General features: G+C 41.2%; 19 protein-coding genes. 2 read left to right on the forward strand and 17 right to left on the reverse strand.

What is annotated here, in order from left to right:
* The 15 genes from SANK73390_RS13585 to yceD all read right to left on the reverse strand — a co-directional run bounded on the left by SANK73390_RS13585 (position 1) and on the right by yceD (position 15,421).
* Positions 1 to 3,642 carry a sensor histidine kinase gene (locus SANK73390_RS13585; RefSeq protein WP_462766558.1) on the reverse strand — a complete coding sequence of 1,214 codons (3,642 nt, stop codon included), beginning with the start codon at positions 3,640 to 3,642 and terminating at the stop codon, positions 1 to 3.
* 156 nt (positions 3,643 to 3,798) lie between these two features.
* Positions 3,799 to 5,661 carry an alkaline phosphatase D family protein gene (locus SANK73390_RS13590; protein ID WP_462766559.1) on the reverse strand — a complete coding sequence of 621 codons (1,863 nt, stop codon included), beginning with the start codon at positions 5,659 to 5,661 and terminating at the stop codon, positions 3,799 to 3,801.
* Positions 5,645 to 6,439 (reverse strand): TatD family hydrolase, encoded by a 795-nt coding sequence (locus SANK73390_RS13595; RefSeq protein ID WP_462766560.1) that lies wholly within the window; start codon positions 6,437 to 6,439, stop codon positions 5,645 to 5,647. Before SANK73390_RS13595 ends, SANK73390_RS13590 begins: the two co-directional genes overlap by 17 nt.
* An 8-nt stretch (positions 6,440 to 6,447) precedes the next feature.
* Positions 6,448 to 6,774: a PilZ domain-containing protein gene (locus SANK73390_RS13600; protein WP_462766561.1), complete on the reverse strand. Its 327-nt coding sequence runs from the start codon at positions 6,772 to 6,774 to the stop codon at positions 6,448 to 6,450.
* A gap of 11 nt (positions 6,775 to 6,785) precedes the next feature.
* Positions 6,786 to 7,682, reverse strand: a complete 897-nt coding sequence (holB, locus tag SANK73390_RS13605) for a DNA polymerase III subunit delta' (RefSeq protein WP_462766562.1) — start codon at positions 7,680 to 7,682, stop codon at positions 6,786 to 6,788.
* Entirely contained in the window at positions 7,682 to 8,311 is a 630-nt protein-coding gene (tmk, locus tag SANK73390_RS13610; RefSeq protein ID WP_462766563.1) for a dTMP kinase, read from the reverse strand. Before tmk ends, holB begins: the two co-directional genes overlap by 1 nt.
* Positions 8,301 to 9,287, reverse strand: coding sequence for an endolytic transglycosylase MltG (gene mltG, locus SANK73390_RS13615; RefSeq protein WP_462766576.1), 987 nt, complete (start codon positions 9,285 to 9,287; stop codon positions 8,301 to 8,303). The genes tmk and mltG overlap by 11 nt, the downstream gene beginning before the upstream one ends.
* A complete protein-coding gene (gene pabC / locus SANK73390_RS13620) occupies positions 9,287 to 10,072 on the reverse strand; it encodes an aminodeoxychorismate lyase (RefSeq protein ID WP_462766564.1) in 786 nt (261 codons plus the stop codon). The genes mltG and pabC overlap by 1 nt, the downstream gene beginning before the upstream one ends.
* A gap of 58 nt (positions 10,073 to 10,130) precedes the next feature.
* On the reverse strand, positions 10,131 to 11,369 hold the full coding sequence (gene fabF / locus SANK73390_RS13625; RefSeq protein ID WP_261592378.1) for a beta-ketoacyl-ACP synthase II: 1,239 nt from the start codon (positions 11,367 to 11,369) through the stop codon (positions 10,131 to 10,133).
* An 80-nt stretch (positions 11,370 to 11,449) separates the two neighbouring features.
* Positions 11,450 to 11,686, reverse strand: coding sequence for an acyl carrier protein (acpP, locus tag SANK73390_RS13630; protein WP_070985135.1), 237 nt, complete (start codon positions 11,684 to 11,686; stop codon positions 11,450 to 11,452).
* Between the two features lie 218 nt (positions 11,687 to 11,904).
* Complete coding sequence (gene fabG / locus SANK73390_RS13635; protein WP_261592376.1) at positions 11,905 to 12,651, reverse strand: 3-oxoacyl-ACP reductase FabG; 747 nt, start codon at positions 12,649 to 12,651, stop codon at positions 11,905 to 11,907.
* Between the two features lie 19 nt (positions 12,652 to 12,670).
* On the reverse strand, positions 12,671 to 13,597 hold the full coding sequence (gene fabD, locus SANK73390_RS13640; RefSeq protein WP_462766565.1) for an ACP S-malonyltransferase: 927 nt from the start codon (positions 13,595 to 13,597) through the stop codon (positions 12,671 to 12,673).
* 54 nt (positions 13,598 to 13,651) lie between these two features.
* Positions 13,652 to 14,704 carry a phosphate acyltransferase PlsX gene (plsX, locus tag SANK73390_RS13645; RefSeq protein ID WP_462766566.1) on the reverse strand — a complete coding sequence of 351 codons (1,053 nt, stop codon included), beginning with the start codon at positions 14,702 to 14,704 and terminating at the stop codon, positions 13,652 to 13,654.
* Positions 14,705 to 14,715: 11 nt separating this feature from the next.
* Complete coding sequence (gene rpmF, locus SANK73390_RS13650; protein ID WP_070985127.1) at positions 14,716 to 14,886, reverse strand: 50S ribosomal protein L32; 171 nt, start codon at positions 14,884 to 14,886, stop codon at positions 14,716 to 14,718.
* 10 nt (positions 14,887 to 14,896) lie between these two features.
* Positions 14,897 to 15,421: a 23S rRNA accumulation protein YceD gene (yceD, locus tag SANK73390_RS13655; protein WP_462766567.1), complete on the reverse strand. Its 525-nt coding sequence runs from the start codon at positions 15,419 to 15,421 to the stop codon at positions 14,897 to 14,899.
* A gap of 119 nt (positions 15,422 to 15,540) precedes the next feature.
* On the opposite strand from yceD, the gene SANK73390_RS13660 reads away from it, so the two are divergent.
* Complete coding sequence (locus SANK73390_RS13660) at positions 15,541 to 16,134, forward strand: Maf family protein (RefSeq protein WP_261592372.1); 594 nt, start codon at positions 15,541 to 15,543, stop codon at positions 16,132 to 16,134.
* Here SANK73390_RS13660 and SANK73390_RS13665 read toward each other — a convergent pair.
* Positions 16,090 to 16,761 (reverse strand): HAD-IIIA family hydrolase, encoded by a 672-nt coding sequence (locus tag SANK73390_RS13665; protein WP_462766569.1) that lies wholly within the window; start codon positions 16,759 to 16,761, stop codon positions 16,090 to 16,092. The two genes, SANK73390_RS13660 and SANK73390_RS13665, sit on opposite strands and share 45 nt — an antisense overlap.
* A complete protein-coding gene (rluC, locus tag SANK73390_RS13670; RefSeq protein ID WP_261592370.1) occupies positions 16,762 to 17,715 on the reverse strand; it encodes a 23S rRNA pseudouridine(955/2504/2580) synthase RluC in 954 nt (317 codons plus the stop codon).
* Positions 17,716 to 18,226: 511 nt separating this feature from the next.
* Between rluC and rne the strand changes: the two genes are divergently transcribed.
* Positions 18,227 to 20,857 (forward strand): ribonuclease E (gene rne, locus SANK73390_RS13675; RefSeq protein ID WP_462766570.1); only part of this gene is annotated, 2,631 nt, incomplete at its 3' end.

The following is a 20,857-nucleotide window of genomic DNA, read 5'->3' on the forward strand; positions in this document are numbered from 1 at the left end:
TTAATCTTGGCTATTATCAAATGTTTGGATTGGCACCTTAACTTTAACTTCTATACCTTGGTCCAGCTCTGACGTACAGCGGATCTCTCCCTTTAAAAGCTGTGTCACTAAATTATAAACAATGTGCATGCCTAGCCCACATCCACCTTGGCTGCGCTTTGATGTCACAAAGGGGTCAAATACTGATTTAAGCATAGTATCTGACATCCCTACTCCATTATCCTGATAATGAAAGTACCAATAATTTTCATCCTGCTGAAGCTGCACTATCACCTGCCCTGTTGATAATTTTTCAAATCCATGAATAACAGAATTATTGAGTAAATTTGTTAAGATCTGATATACCGCGCCAGCATAGGTATGTATGTTGATGTCATCATTACCCAAAACTTGGATCTCGATATTTTTACCCTTTGTTAAAGGCTCAAGCGACGTAAAAATATCTTGCACATACGCTTTCAAATTTATTGCCCGACAAACTTCACTTGATTGGTCAACTGCTACTTGTTTAAAGTTACCTATTAGATTTTGTGCTCTATCAAGGTTTCTAAATATCAATTGATACCCTTCACCTTGCTCCTCTAATGCTTTATTGAGATCCTTTTGACTTAACGTTTTACTTTTTAATTTATTGGCAACCTTTTTCATACTTTCTTCATTATACGTCAAGGCTGTAAGCGCAACGCCCAACGGCGTATTTATTTCATGGGCGACGCCTGCGACAAGACCTCCCAGCGATGCCATTTTTTCACTTTCAATTAACTCATCTTGAGTCTGTTTTAACTCCATCATAGCTTGTTCTAGCTTTTGGTTTTTTTTGTAAAGTTCATCAGTGCGCATGGCAACTTTTATTTCTAACTGTTCATTAAGTGCTTGTAACGCATTTTCATGTGCTTTGAGCTGTGCGATGTCTTTTAGTGCACCAGCGATGCGAATAGCTTGGCCTCCATTTCCGCGTTTAACAACCTTGCCACGGTCTAATACCCAGCTCCAATTACCATCCAAGTCTTTAACACGAATAGCTATCTCATAACTTTGTGCATCCCCTCGGATGCAAGACTCCACCTTGGTTTTTAAATACGTACAGTCTTCAGGATGAACAAACTGACCAATATCTGCTAAGGTCATTCGTGTTTGAGTAATACCATAATCAACACGAGGAGATACACTATGGCGGTATATGGTGTGGTTCATTAAATGCCAATCCCACAACTCATCACCACTAGCCCAAAGAGATAACTCTAAACGCTGCTGTAATTCCTGCATTTTTTTATTTGCTCGAACTACCTGCTGATAACGGCGTTGTCGCACACGCATGATTAACAACACAATAAGAAGTATAGTGAGTCCATAAGTTGCTTTTGAATAACTATTCCACCACCAAGGAGCCTTCACCTTAATAACAAAACGATGTTTGGGAGATTGGATATTAAATCGGTTTACCGTGTATGCTTCAATCACATATTCCCCGGGTTCCAAACGTAATAAATTAACTTGCCTAACACCAGATGCTAACTTCAACCACTTATCACTTAAGCCCAAAACACGATAATAAAACTGCTGCTGCTCAGAGCCATAATCAAGACTTGAATACTGTAAAGAGACAATGTCTTCATCATGATTTAACACGAGCTCTTTTGCTAATTCAGGAGATGTACGTAGGTGACCACTAGGGCTAGGTAACAATACCCGCCCCAACAATTCAATATGACTTATAAGCAGTGGTTTTTCACTCTTATCAATATTTACTTTCTGCGGATAAAATTGATTAAAGCCTTTAGCCCCACCAACAAAAACTCGTCCATCAGGCGCTAACCATGCAGCATTATAATTAAATTCATTGTCTTGAATGCCATCAATTGGAGAGAAATTATGAATTGCAAAATTGGCCGTGTGAATCTGACTTAACCCGCCACTACTGCCTACCCACATATGATCATAACCATCGTATACTAAAGCCCATATAGCAGTATTAGCCAGCCCATTCGTATGCGTAATTGTACGTTCAACTTCAAAATCAGCATTAACAATAGATATGCCTAATTCACTGGCTACCCAAGTATTTTCATATTGGTCTTGCTCCAACATAAACACCAGATCTGAACTCAGCCCGTGCTGAGTAGTAATATTACGTAACCTGCCACCTTTGAACTGAAAGAGCCCATTGCCGATTGATCCAAACCACAAAGCACCGGCAACATTGCGCATGGATGAAACATGACTAGGGGCTTGAATTGATGGGTGAAAATATGGCTCTAGCTTATTTTTTCCTTCGACATATTTGAGCAAACCTGACGTTCGAGAACTTATTAATAAATCGCCTTTGTACTCAAGCATACTATTAAAGGTAAGCTCAGGCCCATTACCAAAATCTGGTTTAAGGTGCTCTAATCGAGCATTTTCAAAATCATACTTAATAACTCCATTACCTCTGGTTGTGACCCACAACTGCTCTTCTATAATTGCTACTTTAGTAATAAAGCTGTTGTCTAATACATCCAACGAGGGATAGATTTTGTTTGCAGCGATAAATCCCTGCCCATCAAATATAAATAGCCCGCTTGATGTGCCAAACCACAGTCTGTCTTGCTTATCAATAGCAAAACTTCGTATATCCGAACTCAATAAAGGAGATTGGGTATAACTGTGTTGGCTGACATGGCCAAAAGACTCACTTAACTGGCTTAAAAAGTGCAACCCCCTTGTTTCAGTTCCAAGCCAGAGATCCTGATTTGCGTCTCTCATCACCGTAATAACATTGTTATCCAGTAATCCATTAGTTTGCATACTGCGCTTGTACCAATGATTGAGAAGTTGTCCCTGCCTATCTAACAGGTATAAGCCATTATTAGTTGCTACAAGTACTTCATCGGCATTCACAATCACATTATGTAATGTGATATTTGTATCGTTGGTAAAACTTCTCGACCACAATACACGCTCATACAAGGTGTCATAGTTAACCAGTTTTTGCATTTTGCTTATAAGAACGATGCGCTGGGCTGAAAAACTCATTTTTTCATATTCCCCACCAAGCAGTAATATGGCTTCGGAAGATTGCTTTGTATATTTCATTAACCCTTGATCACTCAAGAAATAATATGCATCATTGCGTTCAATTACATTGCGAATGAAGCGCCCTGGCAAAATCACTTTACTAGGCTTTAAGGTCGTTTGACTTACTTGATAAACATCGCTATCTTCCAAAGAAACAACCACATTAGGGCCATTGCAATCTAAAGAGATAACTCTATCTGATGCAACTTCTGGGTATTGCTCAGATAAGAATGAGGTAAAATGCCCATGGGTGCTGTGATAAACACTCAGACCTGTGCGAGTACCGACCCACACTTTATCTGCACTGATGCATAAGTCAGTGACAAAGCCTCCAGCAAGGCTATTTGGGTCTTGTTGTCTTGGTTTAAATTGTTTAAATTCATGGCCATCAAAGCGATTGAGCCCAGCCTGAGTACCAACCCATACATATCCATATTGATCTTGTGCTAATGCTGTAACGGTAACTTGACTTAAGCCATTATTATAATCGTAATGGCGCATGATTTGAGCCGTATCTGAAAACTGCGGTACTGCATAGGCAAAGTTAATTACCAATACTAAGCATAAACACCATTTAAGTTGCATACATTGCCGAATAAAAAGGGCTTTAGATAAAATATAGCAAAGAGTTGGCGGTTATAAAGTGGCAATACTTTTACAGGGACAGCGAACGTTTATGGTGGCAAGAGTACAAATTGAATGACAGCGCTGTTAAATCGACATGAGAACATGTAAAGCACACTAATCAGTTTCTAGAGAGAACTCTTGTACCCTACCATCATGATGTAGCAATTGATATCGAACTAATTCCGCTTGCTCTAACGTGATCAAACTTATAGCGCTATCAGATACTAAATAGGGTTTATTGCTCGACGAACCAAGCAGTGGGTGTTTGTTCACTTCCATATGCCAACGCTTGGTAAAGTAATTTAGTGGGCTCCATGGTGCGTACAACATGGAGTCTAATTTATCTAAACACTTGATTAATTTTTTCGGAAACTCATTCTTGATACCCGACGCAGTTAGTTGCCAAATTCGATTATGATGTTTACCAAACCTACTTTGTACCGAAAAACAAAACGAATAATGGACATCGCCCGATAATATAATCGTTTCTTTTGGCGTATCAGAGCGTCTAAATATCTCTAATAACTTACGAGCAGAGCCTTCATGTGCCATCCAGTTTTCAACATCGACTAATAATGGCTGACCAAAAAAATTAAATACCGATTGAATAGCTTCGATAGATTTAACCCCAAATACAGGCGCTGGAGACACTAAAATGACGGCACTGTGATCCAGTAGTGTGTCTTCTAATTCCATGAGCATTTCCCAATCTAATAATCCACTGGGCTCATTAAAGTTTTGCTCATTACGCCAACGGTGAGTACGCGTATCCATAACCACTACTTTCGGCACTGTTTCTAAGCAGTAATGCCAATTTTTAAACCTATTGAGCGCTTTATCTAAGGCTTTAAACTGCCATGTATTGCCCTCTAAGCTTCTTTCAAATTCAGCGCTTAAAGCACCACTATGACGCATCGCATCATTACCCAAGCCTTGAAATAACCAATAGCTTAGTAACCCACTATTAATGATCCGCCGACTACTTTGATGTGCCGCTATGGCTTGTTCCCAGCGTGCAGTCAAGTTCCAGTCATCTGTAACATCATGATCGTCAAACATCATCAAGGTCGAGATATTGGCAAACAGCCTCTGCGCTTTGGGTAAGTCATCAACATATTGCGTTATAGTTTGCAGTTGAGTATCAAAAGACTTTTTAAACTTAGGGTTTATACCTTGATAAGTTAGCTTATGCGGGTCGATTAATTGCCAGCAAACTGCACTAAAATTAAGTAAGTAGCATGCAACAAACTCTTGGAAGTAGACTAAATGATTTCCTGCACTCATGCTTGTAAAATGTGCTTCACCACGTTTAAACCAGTAACTAAAGCTATATTTAGGACATTGCTGCCATGGTGTTTTTGGTAAAAAATTATGCCGATTATAAAGTTGTTGTTGCATGTCATGTGGTAATTGTGCAACGTGGGCTTGTTCTTTGTATATACCCAGTACCTCAACTAGCTGTGCTATTGCCAGCAACATTGGCCCTGCAACATCATCCGCATAAATTTGATCGCCGGACATCAAAAGTAAGTTTGGGGCTGCCTCCCCCGCTGCTTTTTTATTTTCAAGCAAGGCGTCTGCGGCTGCTAAACTATCTCGGCTTGAATGATGTGGGTTTCGGCAAGACCCATGCAATATTTGCTGTAATTGCTTGGGCACAATACATTGAGCTGATGCCTGTGATGGATAGCAAAAGGCTTCTAAGTCATAACGCAAGTCATCCAAGAACAGCTGATAGTCAAGCGTAATATCTGCTGCAAACAATCCAGACACAGGGCGCACTAGCAGCAAATGAACGAAACAATGCTCGCCTAAGCGAAATGTTTTTTGCTCACTAACACATTGATAGTCAGCAATTTCAATTGTAACTGTATACGACTGGCTTGTTACCAATTGAAAACAAATTTGGCCCTGTTCAGCTCGTCTGAGCATCGGGCCAAGTAATAATTGTGGTAATGCGCTAGCTTGCTGTAACATCTGAGCGACGTGCCAAGCTAAATAAGTTGTAAAAGTTGTTTGTCGTTGCTTTGGCTAATGCTTCATAGCCAATTCCTTTCAAATCCGCGATATAATAAGCTACATCCTGCACATACGCAGGTTGATTAGTTTTGCCTCTATGTGGAACAGGTGCCAAATAAGGGGAATCTGTTTCGATAAGTAAGCGATCTAACGGAATTTTTTTAACCACTTCTTTTAACTCAACCGCATTTTTAAATGTAACAATCCCAGAAATAGAAATATAAAAGCCTAAGTCTAACGCTTGTTTGGCCATCGCCCAATCCTCTGTAAAACAGTGTAAAACACCTCCACAGTTTTGTGCATTATTTGCCTTCATTAAGTCAATGGTATCCGCTTTGGCATCTCGAGTATGAATGATCAATGGCTTGTTAAGCTCATTTGCAACCTCAATATGCCCGACAAAACTATCCTGTTGAACTTTATGCGTGTCTTTTGAGTAATAATAATCAAGCCCAGTTTCACCAATTGCAACTACTTTAGAATGTTCCGCCAATGATGCCAACTTGGCTTTATCAAGCACATCTTTTTGGTCTAAAGGATGAACACCGCATGATGCTGATACATCATTATAATGAGAAATAGCATCAAGCATATTAGGAAACTGCTCTAATGTAACGCTGACACACAAAAAATGCTCTACTTGTTTAGCTCGTGCTGCCGTCAAAATTTCAGGTAACTTTTGCCCTAACTTATCGAAGTCGAGCCTATCTAAATGACAATGTGAATCTACAATCATAACTACTCTTACATGGTGTAGGTGGGTTTATCAGAGTTTAGGGCCGTGCCTAACTGCTTAATAATTCTATCGTTGACTCTGTCAAGGTCCTCAACAAAGCTCACACCAATCCCTGGTGGGTTAGAGTTTTGAGCACCTTGTGGAGTTATCCACACCACTTTGCCAACTATTTCATGATCTTCAATCTCATCAGGCAAAGTGACACGCAGCTTTACGCTTTGCCCTAGCTCAAAACGCGCATTACTTTTAACAAATAAACCACCATGCTTTAAGGCAGCCATATAACAACGATATAATTCATCTAACTCTTGAAGGTCTATAAGCAGTTCTTGCACTGGCTATCCTATTACACTGTATTTTTTAATGTATTAACTAACTTATTGAGCCCCAGTGATTGGTTTAAACCCAATATTTGTTGTGTATCAGACATATATTGATCGAGCGCTACCTGCGCTTGACTGTAAGCTTGATAAGACAAATCATCTAACAGCTTTGCTTTTAGCTGTTGCTGAATAAACAAGCATAAAACGTTCACTAATTCAGGCGACTCACTCAGTATTGCCTGTACCTGTGAGAAATTATGACTTGCTTTTATATCACATGCAAACTTGTATAACGTATCTATTTGTCCAAACTGTTCATCTAAATACCACTGCTGTATTTTCAAAGGCTGCTGATAAAAATATTTAAACCACGAATAACTTACATCCGATGGTAATTGTGTCTCTATCCAGTTCATTGCTGAGCTGCTATCACTCACTGCAACTTTAACCTTGCTACACCGACTTAAAATTGTCGCTGATAGTTGGCTAATATCATCACAAGTAAGTAATAGGTAACGCCCAACATTTGGTTCTTCAAGGGTTTTCAAAAGTGCATTGGCAGCAGAGTGAGTCATTTTCTGTGCATTAATTATAATTGCAACTTTGCTGCCCCCTTGTTGTGCTGAGTGATACACAAAGTTTGCTAAATCACGAATTGCATCTACCGATATACTTTGCCCTTGTGGTGCTATTACTAATAAATCTGGATGTGTATTTGCACTAAGCAAAACACAACTTTTACAATTTCCACAAGCACTTAGACTTTGTTCATGTTCACATAGCAAAGCTTTAGACAACTGTTCCGCCAGCGATTGTTTACCTACTCCCGCTAAACCATGTAATAATTGCGCATGGTGAAACCGCTGTTGCTGCTGACTTTTAAACAATCGCTGCCAAAGCGTCGTTTGCCACTCATACATTAGCCGAAAACTCTTTTATAAAACTGTGCCAAAGCAGCCACAATATCTACGTGCACTTTGTCTATTGTCTGATCAGCATTGACTATCACACAATGCTCATCTTGTTTTGCCAACTCTAAATATCGTGCTCTTGTGCGCTCAAAAAAGCTTAACGCTTCGAGCTCAATTCTATCCAGCTCCCCACGGCCTTTCGCACGCGCAAGCCCTACAGCAGGTGGTATATCTAAATAAACAGTCAGGTCTGGCTTAAGTCCATTTAACACTATGTTAGATAATGAGCATAACGTACTTTCTGGCAAACCACGACCGCCCCCTTGATATGCTTGGGATGACATATCGTGTCTATCCGCAAGTACCCACTGACCCTGCTCTAGTGATGGCCTTATAACATTGTGAAGTAGCTGAGAACGGGCTGCATACATCAATAACAATTCAGTTTCACTGGCCACTTGCTCTGTATGCTGCTGTTTAATCAAATCGCGTAATGATTCAGCTAATGGCGTTCCTCCTGGTTCTCGAGTTTGCACAAAGTTTATATCATGTTGCTTTAAAAATTGCTGGCAAATTGCCATCGCAGTTGACTTACCTGCGCCTTCTAAGCCCTCAATTACAATAAATTTAGCTGTCATTACTTCTCTTTAAAATATATTTTTGAACGGCTTGATTATGTTCACGCAAGCTCTTAGAAAACTGATGTTGACCATTACCTTTAGACACAAAATAGTAGTATGGCGTTTGCGCAGGCTGAGTAGCTGCATAAACGGCATCAGTGGATGGCATAGCAATAGGGGTTGGCGGTAATCCATTTATTCTATAGGTATTATACGGCGTATATTGCTTCAAATCACTGCGCTTGATATCACCATCAAACTTTTGACCTAAGCCATAAATGACTGTCGGATCTGTTTGTAACCGCATGTTACGATTTAAGCGGTTAACGAATACTGATGCAATGGTTGAACGCTCTGGTTCATAACCTGTTTCTTTTTCAATGATCGACGCCAAAATTAACACTTGATATGGATCGTCCAATGGCAGTTCATCAATACGTTGCTGCCAAGCATCAGTTAACACTAATTGCATTCGCTCTGCGGCTCTATTGAGTAGAGCTGATGCTTTAGTGTAAGCCTCATAATAATAGGTTTCAGGCAGCAACCACCCCTCGGGATTACCATCCACTTTTAACTCCGCCAATAACTGCGGCTCATCTTTTGGATAATCAATGAATAAGCTCTTGCTCAGTTTATTTAAGACACTATTATATGTTTCTCCCGCAATAATCGTAAAACTAAATTGCTTTTGCTCGCCTCTATGTATCTTAGCTACTGCATCGAGTACACTCAAATTAGCTAATTCATAAACACCCGCTTTGAGCTGAAATTGTTCTGGGACCAATTTAGAATACACTTGATATTTAAAACACGAATCTATAAAACCATGTGCTTGCCAGTCATAGCATAAGTGATTGAAGCCAACACCTGACTTGACCTCATAGAATTCACCATCAAACTTAAAAGGCGCGTTTTGAATACCTTGAAACTGATGGATGATAAAAGCCACTCCCACACAATTCAACAAAGCAAACATCAATAGTATTTTTTTTATCATAACATCCCTGACTCTAATTGAGTTTGCAGCAGTTTCGCAAGCGATAAATCAAACTCATTTGTCCCTAACGACCTAACAAATGCGCAACCTAGTAGGCTATTACACACAAATAAGGCATCCATTTCTAGTATTTCCTCAACCTTTATCCGCCTTTGCTCAATCTTGTTGTGCTTCGAAAGGTGTTGCAAATATACGCCTGAAATACCACATTTGTTCAAAATAGGCGTGAATGCCCTACCCGCTTTAACAGCAATAAGATTACCCACACTGGTTTCAACTACGTCGCTGTTAATATCACAAACGAGTACGTCATCACACGGGTATTTTTCAGCATCTTGTTTTATCAAGACCTGCTCCAAACGATTGAGCGTTTTTAAACCTGCAAGCAACGGTTGATGGCCCAGTTGAATAGCACTATATTGAAGTGCTAGACCTCGTTGTAATAATTCAGGGTAATGAGTCGGATAGTGTGATGTTTGTAAAATAACGTGCGGATGAGCCTGCTTCGGCGGCAAATAACCTCTGCCGCCAACACCTCGCGTTATAATAACTTTCAAAACGCCATACTCTAATTTTTGACTTTCAACTTTACAGCGTTCATTTAACGTTTGCCAATCAAGCGAAGGGAACTGTAAGCGCTGTTGACATTCTTTCAAACGATTTAAATGCCGGTCCCAAAGTAATATTTGCCCACCCTGTACTTGTGCGGTGGTAAAAAAACCATCACCGTATAACAAACCTCGATCGTAATCAGAGACTGAATTTGCTTCAATAATTTCCATTTATCACCCACAAAAAAGCCCGGCATTGCCAGGCTCTTCATATTATGCCAATTCGCCATTATACCTTTTTAAATAACAACGAGCCATTGGTTCCACCGAAACCAAATGAGTTACACAATGCATATTCGAGTTTTGCATCTCTGGCGATATGAGGTACATAGTCTAAATCACACCCTTCATCTGGGTTATCTAGGTTAATTGTTGGTGTTACTTGTTGATTAACCAAAGATAAAGCAGTGATGATAGACTCAACAGAACCCGCAGCACCAAGCAGGTGTCCCATCATAGACTTAGAAGAACTCACCATAACGTTATGTGCAGCATCACCAAATATCGTTTTTACTGCTTGCGTTTCAGCTTTATCACCAGCGTTTGTAGAAGTACCATGTGCATTAATATAGCCCACTTGATCAGCATTAATTCCTGCATCATTTAATGCATTCGTCATTGCCAATGCCGCACCTGCACCATCTTCTGGTGGCGAAGTCATATGATATGCATCGCCACTCATACCAAAGCCAACTAGCTCAGCATAGATTTTTGCACCGCGCGCTTTAGCATGCTCATACTCCTCAAGTACCATGACACCAGCACCATCAGCGAGTACGAAACCATCTCGGTCTTTATCCCAAGGGCGAGAAGCCGCTTGTGGGTCGTCATTACGTGACGACAATGCACGTGCTGCACAAAATCCACCCATCCCAATAGGAGTAGACGCCTTTTCTGCACCACCAGCAACCATCGCATCGGCATCACCATATGCAATCATGCGTGCAGCATGACCAATATTGTGTAAACCCGTTGTACATGCGGTAACGATTGAAATATTTGGGCCACGTAGATTATGCATAATCGACAAATGACCCGAAATCATATTAATAATGGTTGAAGGTACGTAGAACGGTGATAGTTTACGAGGGCCACTATTAAGCAATTTAATGTGGTTTTCTTCGATGAGTGTTAAGCCACCAATGCCAGAGCCAACGGCCACGCCAACTCGATGCGCATTATCATCAGTCACTTCAAGACCAGAATCTTGAATTGCTTGCACACCCGCAGCTATACCATACTGGATAAATAGATCCATTTTTTTGGCTTCTTTCTTCGCCATGTATTGTGTGGCATCAAAATCGTTGACTAAGCCTGCAAATTTGGTTGAAAAGGATGATGTATCAAAGTGAGTGATGTTTTCGATGCCGCTACGGCCATCTAATAAGCCCTGCCAGGTTGATGCTACATCATTACCCAGCGGCGTCAACATACCCAAGCCAGTTACTACGACTCGACGTTTAGCCACGGTTTCCTCCAAAAAGGAATTAGTATTTTATGAGGGGATAAAAACTAGGGGCAACGAGCGCTGCCCCGAGTGTTCGCTAATTACTCAGCGTGAGCAGTTACGTAATCGATCGCTGCTTGAACAGTAGTGATCTTCTCTGCTTCTTCATCAGGGATCTCAGTATCGAACTCTTCTTCAAGAGCCATTACAAGCTCAACAGTGTCAAGTGAATCAGCACCTAAATCATCTACAAAAGACGCTTCTGATTTAACTTCTTCTTCTTTAACACCTAGTTGCTCGATAATGATTTTTTTTACGCGTTCTTGAATATCGCTCATTCTTCTTTCCTTTATTAAAACGCATTTGCGTTATTTTCAGATTGCGGCGTAGTTTACGGCGCATAATCCTGTGATTCAAGGATTTGCTCAGAATTTTTTATCTGGTCAAACCTCTCTACTCATATTTTCTACTTTTATCGCTTATTTTAATAGCAATTTCAAGTCTGTTTGCTGCAAGATCATAAAAAATTAAAACTAAAATTATCTACTTTGCAACTTTATACCATGTACATCGCGCCATTTACGTGCAATGTTTCACCAGATATGTATGCAGCAGCATCAGAGGCTAAATAACATACGGCTGCAGCAATTTCTTCAGGTTGACCTAAGCGTCCAGCCGGAACATTTGCAAGCGTAGCTGCTTTTTGTTCATCTGTTAACTCGTTCGTCATGTCTGTTTGGATAAACCCTGGCGCAATAACGTTAACAGTAATACCGCGAGAAGCAACCTCACGTGCTAAAGATTTTGAGAATCCAATAACACCTGCTTTTGCAGCAGCATAATTAGCCTGCCCTGCGTTACCCATAGTACCAACTACAGAACCAATGTTAATAATGCGACCCGATTTTTTCTTCATCATTGGACGCAAAACCGCTTTTGACAGTCGATAAATAGAACTTAAGTTAGTATCGATAATATCGTCCCACTCACTTTCTTTCATACGCATTAATAAATTATCGCGAGTAATACCTGCATTATTAACGAGGACATCTACATCACCGAGATCCGCCTTGATAGCCGCAAGTGTACTGGCGATAGAATCAACATCAGTAACGTTAAGTGCATAACCTTTACCATTAGCACCTAAATATTCACTAATTTTCTCAGCGCCTGATTCGCTGGTTGCTGTGCCAGCAACCTTGGCACCTTGTGCAACCAATTGATTAGCAACGGCTTTACCTATACCGCGACTAGCCCCAGTTACCAAAATAACTTTACCTTCTAATGAAAATAATTTACTCATCGTCTTTGTTCTTCTCTCATTATTGTGCCGCCGCTATCGATGTAGTGTCATTAACTGCACTACAAGCAACAGATTTATCAATTCGTTTAACTAGGCCAGTAATAACTTTACCTGGTCCAAACTCATATGCTTGTGTTATACCTTGCTTTGCCAATAGTTGAACTGTCTCCGTCCAACGAACTGGACTATATAGTTGCCGTACTAGTGCATCCTTTATTTCTTGTTCTGATACTGAAACGGTTACATCCACATTATTAATAACTTCTGTCGATGCATTGTCGAATTCTAAATCAGCTAGATCTGCCGCTAGCTTTTGTGCCGCTGGCTTCATTAATGCACAATGAGAGGGCACACTTACGGCCAATGGCAATGCACGTTTTGCTCCTGCTTCTTTACACGCTAGTGAAGCACGCTCAACTGCTTCTTTGTGACCTGCAATAACAACTTGACCAGGAGAGTTGTAATTAACTGGCGACACTATCTGCTCAAGCGCCGAATTAACGCATGCAATCTCAATGGCAGCATCATCTAAACCAATGATCGCCGCCATAGAGCCAACACCTGCAGGCACAGCTTCTTGCATATATAAACCGCGCTTTTCAACCAGCTTTACTGCTTCACTTAATGGTAATACCTCTGCGCAAACTAAAGCCGAGTATTCACCTAAACTATGGCCTGCCATAATGACGTCTTTACCTTGATTACTTTCAAGCCAATGCCTGTAAATTGCAACACTTGCAGTTAATAAAGCAGGTTGCGTTCGGTGTGTTTGATTAAGCTCTTCTTCTGGCCCCTGTAGCACCATGGATGCAAGGTCATATCCCAATGCAGCAGAAGCTTCAGCAAATGTGTGCTTCACAACCTTTGATGACTCTAACAGTTCTGACAGCATACCTACGGCTTGAGAGCCTTGACCGGGGAATAAAAGTGCAATTCTTTGTGACATTTATAGTGCTCTTCTAGTAATAGTTACGCCACGTGAATTCTAAACAAAAATAAATCATTTGCTGAATGACGATGACGGATGTTCTGATTTTGATGCTATGTGCGCAAAAGTAGCTTGAATTTTTTCTGGAATACGGCGCTCTACTTCTTGGGCTGCTTCCTCAATCGCAGCAAGAAATGCTTTATTTGAAGCATTTCCATGGCTTTTCACAACAATACCCCGCAATCCTACCAGACTAGCGCCGTTATACTGGTCGGGGTTCACCCTTTTATAGAGTTTTTTTATTATAGGGCGTAAAACAAATGCGATTACACGATAAAAAGCATGTTTTTTTAGTGCTTTTGTAAACTTATGCATAATAAGTTTAGCAATGCCTTCACATGTTTTGAGCGCGACGTTACCAACAAACCCTTCACACACTATCACGTCGGCTTTTCCAGAAAACATATCACTGCCTTCACAGTAACCTTGATAATTAATGTGCTCACAATTTTTCATCAATTGCGCTGCCTGTTTAATACCATCATGCCCTTTTATATCTTCTGAACCAATATTGAGTAAATACACTTTAGGCTGGGCTAAATCTAACGCTTGACCTGCAACAATGGACCCCATAATGCCAAATTCAAATAACGTTTGGCCATCACAGTGAACATTAGCGCCTAAATCTAACAGATACACAGGTTGTTTTTTTTCTGTGGGAACGGCAGAGATCAGTGCAGGACGTTTAATACCAGGCAGCATTTTTAATACATAATGCGCCATAAAAAACAACGCGCCGGTATTGCCAGAACTAACACAAGCTTGTGCCTCACCAGATTTGACTAAATCCAGTGCGATACGCATTGACGAGGCTTTTTTATTTCTTAAGGCATGCGCTGGTTCACAGCTATTAGTAACGACTTCAGTGCAGTGTTTAATGACTAATCTAGGGTGATTAAGTGAGTCGAGCTTACTAAGGCCATCGCTGATAACGGCTTCGTTACCGCAAAGGAGCAGCACCAGATTACAATGCTTATTCACAGCAGTGACTGCTGCAGAGATAGATGAACGGGGGCCGTAATCGCCCCCCATCATATCTAACGCTATGGTTAGATGAGTTAGCATAAAGTAATCTCTTAGTTAGAAATTACTTTAACGCCTTTGTAGTAACCATCTGCAGTCACATGGTGACGACGATGAGTCTCACCTGAAACTTGATCTACAGTTAAAGCTGGTCCACTGATAGCATCGTGTGAACGACGCATACCACGTCTTGCGCGAGACTTTTTGCTTTTTTGTACTGCCATTAGCCTTCTCCTAAGAATCTTTCTTAAGTTGTTTTAAAATTTCAAATGGATTTGGTTTGCTCTCTTGCGACTCTATATCCCCGAAGCTGGCAGGCTTCTCAGAATAGGCGCATGATGCTTCGTCATGGGTAGGAACTATAGGAATAGCCAAAATCGTTTCGTCTTCAATAAGTTGACGAAGATTGATTTCACCTTCTTCATTTAGCTCTGCCATATCGTAGCAATCGGGGAGATCATCTGACTCTGAACCTAATCCAACAGGAGTATAAGCAAAGTCTTGTACCAAATCCAACCCTAATTCATCATTACATCGCTGACAAATAACAGTCAGGTGTGCGCGAATAGTTCCGCTAACAACAACTAACCCTTGTTCATCATTTTTGCAATGAATGTTTACCGCTATATCACCTGATTGATCTTGTACAACTTGCTCTAAACGAGAAAGTTCTTCAAGCTGAACAGTTCCGTCATAACTTAAACGACGCTGAGCGGCTCTACAAGGTTCAAGGGTGATGGGAATTTTCACCTTTTGCATAGGGGCTGCATCATATAGATAGTTAGTGGTTTAGTCAAAATAAATATCAAACTTTCCTTTGTTTTTCGCGTTATTGCGTCCTATCCTAGCAACACGTTTAAATTGACCTACGAGTATTAATGAAAATACCCTTTATTTTAGCCTCAAGTTCTGTATTTAGGCAGTCTATTTTTAAAAAACTTAACTTACCCTTTGAAAGCTTCTCACCGGATATTGATGAAAGCCCATTAAAGAATGAAACCGCAGAACAACTTGTTATAAGGCTCAGTGAGTGCAAAGCTCGTAGCGCTTTAAAACACTTTAACAGTGGTTTAGTCATTGGCTCAGACCAAGTAGCACTACACAACGGTCAAATATTAGGAAAACCGCATAACAAAAAGAATGCAATCAAACAGTTAAGTACATTTAGCTCAGACAAGGTCACTTTTTTAACGGGATTATGTCTGTTTGACATCAAGAATAATAAGTCCAAAACCATTGTTGAGCCATTCTCGGTGTATTTTAAAACCCTGACTTTGTCACAAATCGAAGCCTATTGTGATGCTGAGAAGCCTTATCAATGTGCTGGCAGCTTTAAAAGTGAGGGGTTAGGTATTTGCTTGTTTGATAAACTTGAGGGAGACGACCCAAATAGCCTTATCGGCCTCCCTTTGATTCGACTGAATGAATTACTCGCAGAGCATGGAATCGATGTGCTTGCTCTGCAGGAATAATTCTAACTGCTGGTAATTCTCACAAATAGTCCGTGCACTGCTTTGTTGTAACTGCTCTGCACTGGCTGCACCACAACTCATCGCAATAGCATCAACACCCGCATTTTCTGCCATTTTCATGTCTAATAATGAATCACCTATCATCACCGCATCTTCAATAGCTATATTAAGCTCATCAAGGATCTGGTTGATCATATCAGGACTGGGTTTGGAGTTCGCTTCATCTGCAGTGCGTGTTGTCACAAAATATTGACCTAAACCCGTTTGCAACAACATTCGTTCTAAGCCTGCGCGACTTTTACCGGTAGCGACAGCAAGTAATATGCCTTGTGATTTTAACTGATGAATATAGTTATGCGCGTTATCAAATAGCGGCGTGGCAGTATTATCGCCATGCACATACTGATGCTGATATGCCTTTATTAGCGCAGCCCAATGCTGATTGTCATCAGGAAACAAAGTCGCGACTGCGGTATCTAGCGATAAACCTATAATAGCAGCTGCATTATCATTGCAAGGCACCGAAACACCCACTTTTTCAGCAGCTAATTTTAAGGTATTAACAATTTTTGGCACTGAATCCATTATCGTGCCGTCCCAATCAAAAATGACCAATTTGTAATCCATTCACTCTTGCCTTAATGTCGTCAAACAGTTTGTAAGTGCCTTATCTAATGGCGCCTCAACGTGCAACGTTGTCTCTGTTTTTGGGTGTAAGAAACGTAAATCATGGGCATGTAGAAATAATCGACCTAAACCCCGCGAGCGCATTTTTGAATCAAATACTTGATCACCGTATTTATCATCACATGCAATTGGGTGGCCTTTACACTGGGTGTGAACACGTATCTGGTGCGTGCGCCCTGTGACAGGTGATGCTTGAACTAGCGTGCAATCACTAAAACGTTCCAGCACTCTAAAGCGAGTATGAGACGCTTTACCTTGCTCTTCATCAACCCGAACCACCCTCTCACCCGATTGTAAGGTGTTTTTTCTCAGTGGCTCTGTTACATTTTTTATCTTTGCAGCCCACTCACCTGTCACTAATGCCCAATAGTTTTTTTCCATGGTTTTTTCACGCAATTGTTCGTGTAAACCTTTTAAAATTGAACGTCGTTTAGAAATAAGTAAACATCCTGACGTGTCTCTATCTAGGCGGTGGACTAACTCTAAGCTTTTTTCTTCAGGTCTAAGTGCTCTGAGCGCTTCGATAAGACCATAGCTCAAACCACTACCACCATGCACTGCCATACCAGACGGTTTATTTATAACAATTAGATATTTATCTTCAAATATAATCGCATCTTCTAACGCAGAAACCTTATCTAAATTACGTGGTACGAACTCTTCTCGTTCTGCAGTTCTAATGGGAGGAATACGCACGAGGTCATCTATCTGCAAACGATAAACAGGTTTAACACGTTTTTTATTTACACGTACTTCTCCTTTGCGCAAAATTTTATAAACCGCACTCTTTGGTACACCTTTTAGGTGAGTTACCAAAAAGTTATCTACACGTTGACCTTCTTGGTCTTCGGTAATGGTAACAAAGCTAACTTTTAAACCGGATTTTTCTGACATTGCCTAATCACTGATTTGAGTAATAATTTAGTTGCTATCACGAGGGTATTAGTGGGATAATTGGCTCGCAATTTTTGCGAAACCGCTTTTTAATCGCAAAATACTAGTCGTGAAGCACATCTGGGTGTCAGATCATACAGATTGAAGCTAGGATTTCCAAAGCTTTTGTCACACCCGAACAAACACGTGCGTTTAACACCTTATGATGAGCGTAATAGATCGTAAGTGGAGTTGAGCATGATTAAATATATAAAAAGCAAAAATAAAGATATTTGTCTGATAGTTAACAGCAACGAGCTATTTAGCCCGTGCGAAAAACCAAATGCGAAATGCATTGCCCAATGCTTGCTGCAGGTGTAAAAAACACTAGCAAAGTACATTGCTTGGCAAGGTTAATGTGAATTGTTCCTGCTTTCCCCAGTCGTGAGACTGCATTAAAACCAAGGGAACACTAAATCGGCTCATGCTGAAAACAGTCAGACTCGACTAAATTTGAAAGTAGAGTAACAATATGAAACGTATGCTAATCAATGCTACGCAGCAAGAAGAAATGCGCGTTGCACTGGTTGACGGCCAACGCTTATACGATCTAGATATCGAAAGCCCTGGTCACGAACAGAAAAAAGCCAACATTTACAAGGGTAAAATTACCCGTATCGAACCATCACTTGAAGCCGCTTTTGTTGATTATGGCGCTGAGCGTCACGGTTTCCTCCCTCTAAAAGAAATTGCCAAAACTTATTTCCCAAGTGGTTACACCTTCAACGGCCGTCCTAATATCAAAGATGTGATCAGAGAGGGTCAAGAAGTTATAGTGCAAGTTGATAAAGAAGAGCGTGGCCAAAAAGGCGCAGCGCTTACTACTTTTATCAGTGTAGCGGGAAGTTATTTAGTATTGATGCCCAACAACCCAAGAGCTGGTGGTATTTCTCGCCGCATCGAAGGAGATGAACGCATTGAGCTAAAAGAAGCGCTAAGTCGTTTAGAATTACCAAAAGGCATGGGGCTTATCGTACGCACAGCAGGTGTTGGTAAGTCTTACGAAGAGCTAGATTACGACCTTAAAGCGCTGCTTGTACATTGGCAAGCGATTCAGCAAGCTGCCGATGGTGGTAAAGCACCGTTTTTAATACATCAAGAAAGCAATGTTATCTTCCGTGCCATTCGTGATTATTTACGTCGTGATATCGGTGAAATTTTAATTGATAAAGCGCGCGTTTTTGAAGAAGCAAAAGCACATATTGAACGCTTTCGTCCTGATTTCATCAGCCGCGTAAAGCTTTATCAAAATGATGTGCCGCTATTCACTCACTATCAAATTGAAAGCCAGATTGAGTCAGCCTTTCAACGTGAAGTTAGGCTCCCATCTGGTGGCTCGATAGTTATTGACCCAACAGAAGCTTTAACCTCTATCGATATCAACTCGTCAAAAGCAACTAAAGGCGGCGATATTGAAGAAACAGCGCTTAATACGAATTTAGAAGCCGCTGATGAAATTGCACGTCAATTACGTCTACGAGACTTAGGTGGCCTTATTGTTATCGACTTTATCGATATGACGCCGCCTCGCCACCAGCGAGAAGTTGAAAACCGTTTAAAAGATGCAGTACGCCCTGATAGGGCTCGCGTACAAATTGGCAAAATTTCACGCTTTGGCTTATTAGAAATGTCTCGCCAACGCCTACGCCCTAGCTTAGGAGAAGCAAGCCAGCATTCATGCCCACGCTGTAGTGGTCAAGGTACAATTCGCTCAAACGATTCGATTGCTTTGTCTATCTTGCGTTTGATTGAAGAAGAAGCAATTAAAGACAACACAGCGCAAGTGAATGCACAAGTGCCTGTTGCTGTCGGTGCATTCTTACTGAACGAAAAACGTAAATCAGTTCATAGAATCGAAAAGCGCCATAACTGTGATGTTGTCATTATTCCAAACCAACACATGGAAACTCCGCATTACGAAGTATTGCGTTTGCGCAAAGACGAAACCTCTCAAGCCGCCAGTTACGAACAAATGACTGTACCAGAGCCCGAGGTTATGGAAGTGTCTCGAGCACCTGTTGCGGTGAAAGAAGAGCCCGTATTAAAAGGTGTAGTTATGCCTACTACTCCTGCTCCCGCACCAGCTCCAACTGAACCAGTTAAGCCAGCTACTGTAGCCAAAGTTGAACCGAGCCTGCTTACACGTGTTAGCAATTGGCTAAAAGCCTTATTCACGCCAGAACCTGAACAAAAGGCACCAGAGCAAAAGAAAGAGCCGGAGCATAGGCCTCGTCGTGGTAACGATAATCGTCGTAAAAATCAAAACAGGCGTCGAAACACCCCCAAAAAACGTGATGAGCAATCACAGGACATTGGTGTTGAGCAAGAAACACGTAACAATGAAAGCCGCCCAAGTAACGACAGTCGTGATAAAAATGAAGGTCGTAATAAACGCCGCCGCCAAAACCAGCGCAAACGCAACGATGTAAGCACTACTGAACCTGCAAAAGAAGAAGCTGTTGTTAACACTGAAGTTGAAGCAAAAGAAACAAGAATTAAGCCTCGACGTCAACGCCGTAACATGCGCAAAAAAGTGCGCGTGAGCGAGCAAACAGATACTAACAGTGAAGCAACTGCTGTAGAAAATGTATCAGAAAACAAACAAGCTGCTATGCCTGCTTCAACGAAGCAACCGAGCCCTGAGAAAAAGGCTCCGGAAACTTCAAGCAAGAGTCAAGAAAAAGTTAAAGAGCAGCACACTGATAAGCCAGCCTCTGATGCTAAACCAGTTCAAGAGCCTATTGATTCAGTAATTGATGAGCAGCCTGAGCAAGCAAAGCAAGGTGAAGAAGCAGGTACTGACGAAACACCAAGAACACGTTCTCGTCGCTCCCCAAGACATCTGCGCGCTGCGGGTCAGCGTCGTCGTAAACCGGAAGGTGATAAAGATGCTGAACCTGCTTTCGTTCCTGTTGCGGATCAAGCTGCAGCAGAATATGAGGCACAGCTAAAAAGCGAGGACGAAACAGTTCAAGCAAAAGCAAACTCTGATATTCAGCCAGAGGCACCTGCTGTTGAAGCAGAAACTGAAACTCAGCCAGAGGCACCTACTGTTGAATCAGTTGAAGCAGAGACTGAAACTCAGCCAGAAACACCTGCTGTT

The organism is Pseudoalteromonas sp. SANK 73390, from assembly GCF_054966645.1.

Bases quoted from the DNA above. Each gene is read 5' to 3' on its own strand.
- pabC (WP_462766564.1), bottom strand. From the start codon at position 10,072: ATGGAAATTATTGAAGCAAATTCAGTCTCTGATTACGATCGAGGTTTG.
- SANK73390_RS13665 (WP_462766569.1), bottom strand. From the start codon at position 16,761: ATGGATTACAAATTGGTCATTTTTGATTGGGACGGCACGATAATGGAT.
- SANK73390_RS13595 (WP_462766560.1), bottom strand. From the start codon at position 6,439: ATGATTGTAGATTCACATTGTCATTTAGATAGGCTCGACTTCGATAAG.
- tmk (WP_462766563.1), bottom strand. From the start codon at position 8,311: ATGACAGCTAAATTTATTGTAATTGAGGGCTTAGAAGGCGCAGGTAAG.
- rluC (WP_261592370.1), bottom strand. From the start codon at position 17,715: ATGTCAGAAAAATCCGGTTTAAAAGTTAGCTTTGTTACCATTACCGAA.
- SANK73390_RS13590 (WP_462766559.1), bottom strand. From the start codon at position 5,661: ATGTTACAGCAAGCTAGCGCATTACCACAATTATTACTTGGCCCGATG.
- rpmF (WP_070985127.1), bottom strand. From the start codon at position 14,886: ATGGCAGTACAAAAAAGCAAAAAGTCTCGCGCAAGACGTGGTATGCGT.
- SANK73390_RS13660 (WP_261592372.1), top strand. From the start codon at position 15,541: ATGAAAATACCCTTTATTTTAGCCTCAAGTTCTGTATTTAGGCAGTCT.
- yceD (WP_462766567.1), bottom strand. From the start codon at position 15,421: ATGCAAAAGGTGAAAATTCCCATCACCCTTGAACCTTGTAGAGCCGCT.
- plsX (WP_462766566.1), bottom strand. From the start codon at position 14,704: ATGCTAACTCATCTAACCATAGCGTTAGATATGATGGGGGGCGATTAC.
- fabG (WP_261592376.1), bottom strand. From the start codon at position 12,651: ATGAGTAAATTATTTTCATTAGAAGGTAAAGTTATTTTGGTAACTGGG.
- holB (WP_462766562.1), bottom strand. From the start codon at position 7,682: ATGTATGAGTGGCAAACGACGCTTTGGCAGCGATTGTTTAAAAGTCAG.
- SANK73390_RS13585 (WP_462766558.1), bottom strand. From the start codon at position 3,642: ATGCAACTTAAATGGTGTTTATGCTTAGTATTGGTAATTAACTTTGCC.
- acpP (WP_070985135.1), bottom strand. From the start codon at position 11,686: ATGAGCGATATTCAAGAACGCGTAAAAAAAATCATTATCGAGCAACTA.
- fabD (WP_462766565.1), bottom strand. From the start codon at position 13,597: ATGTCACAAAGAATTGCACTTTTATTCCCCGGTCAAGGCTCTCAAGCC.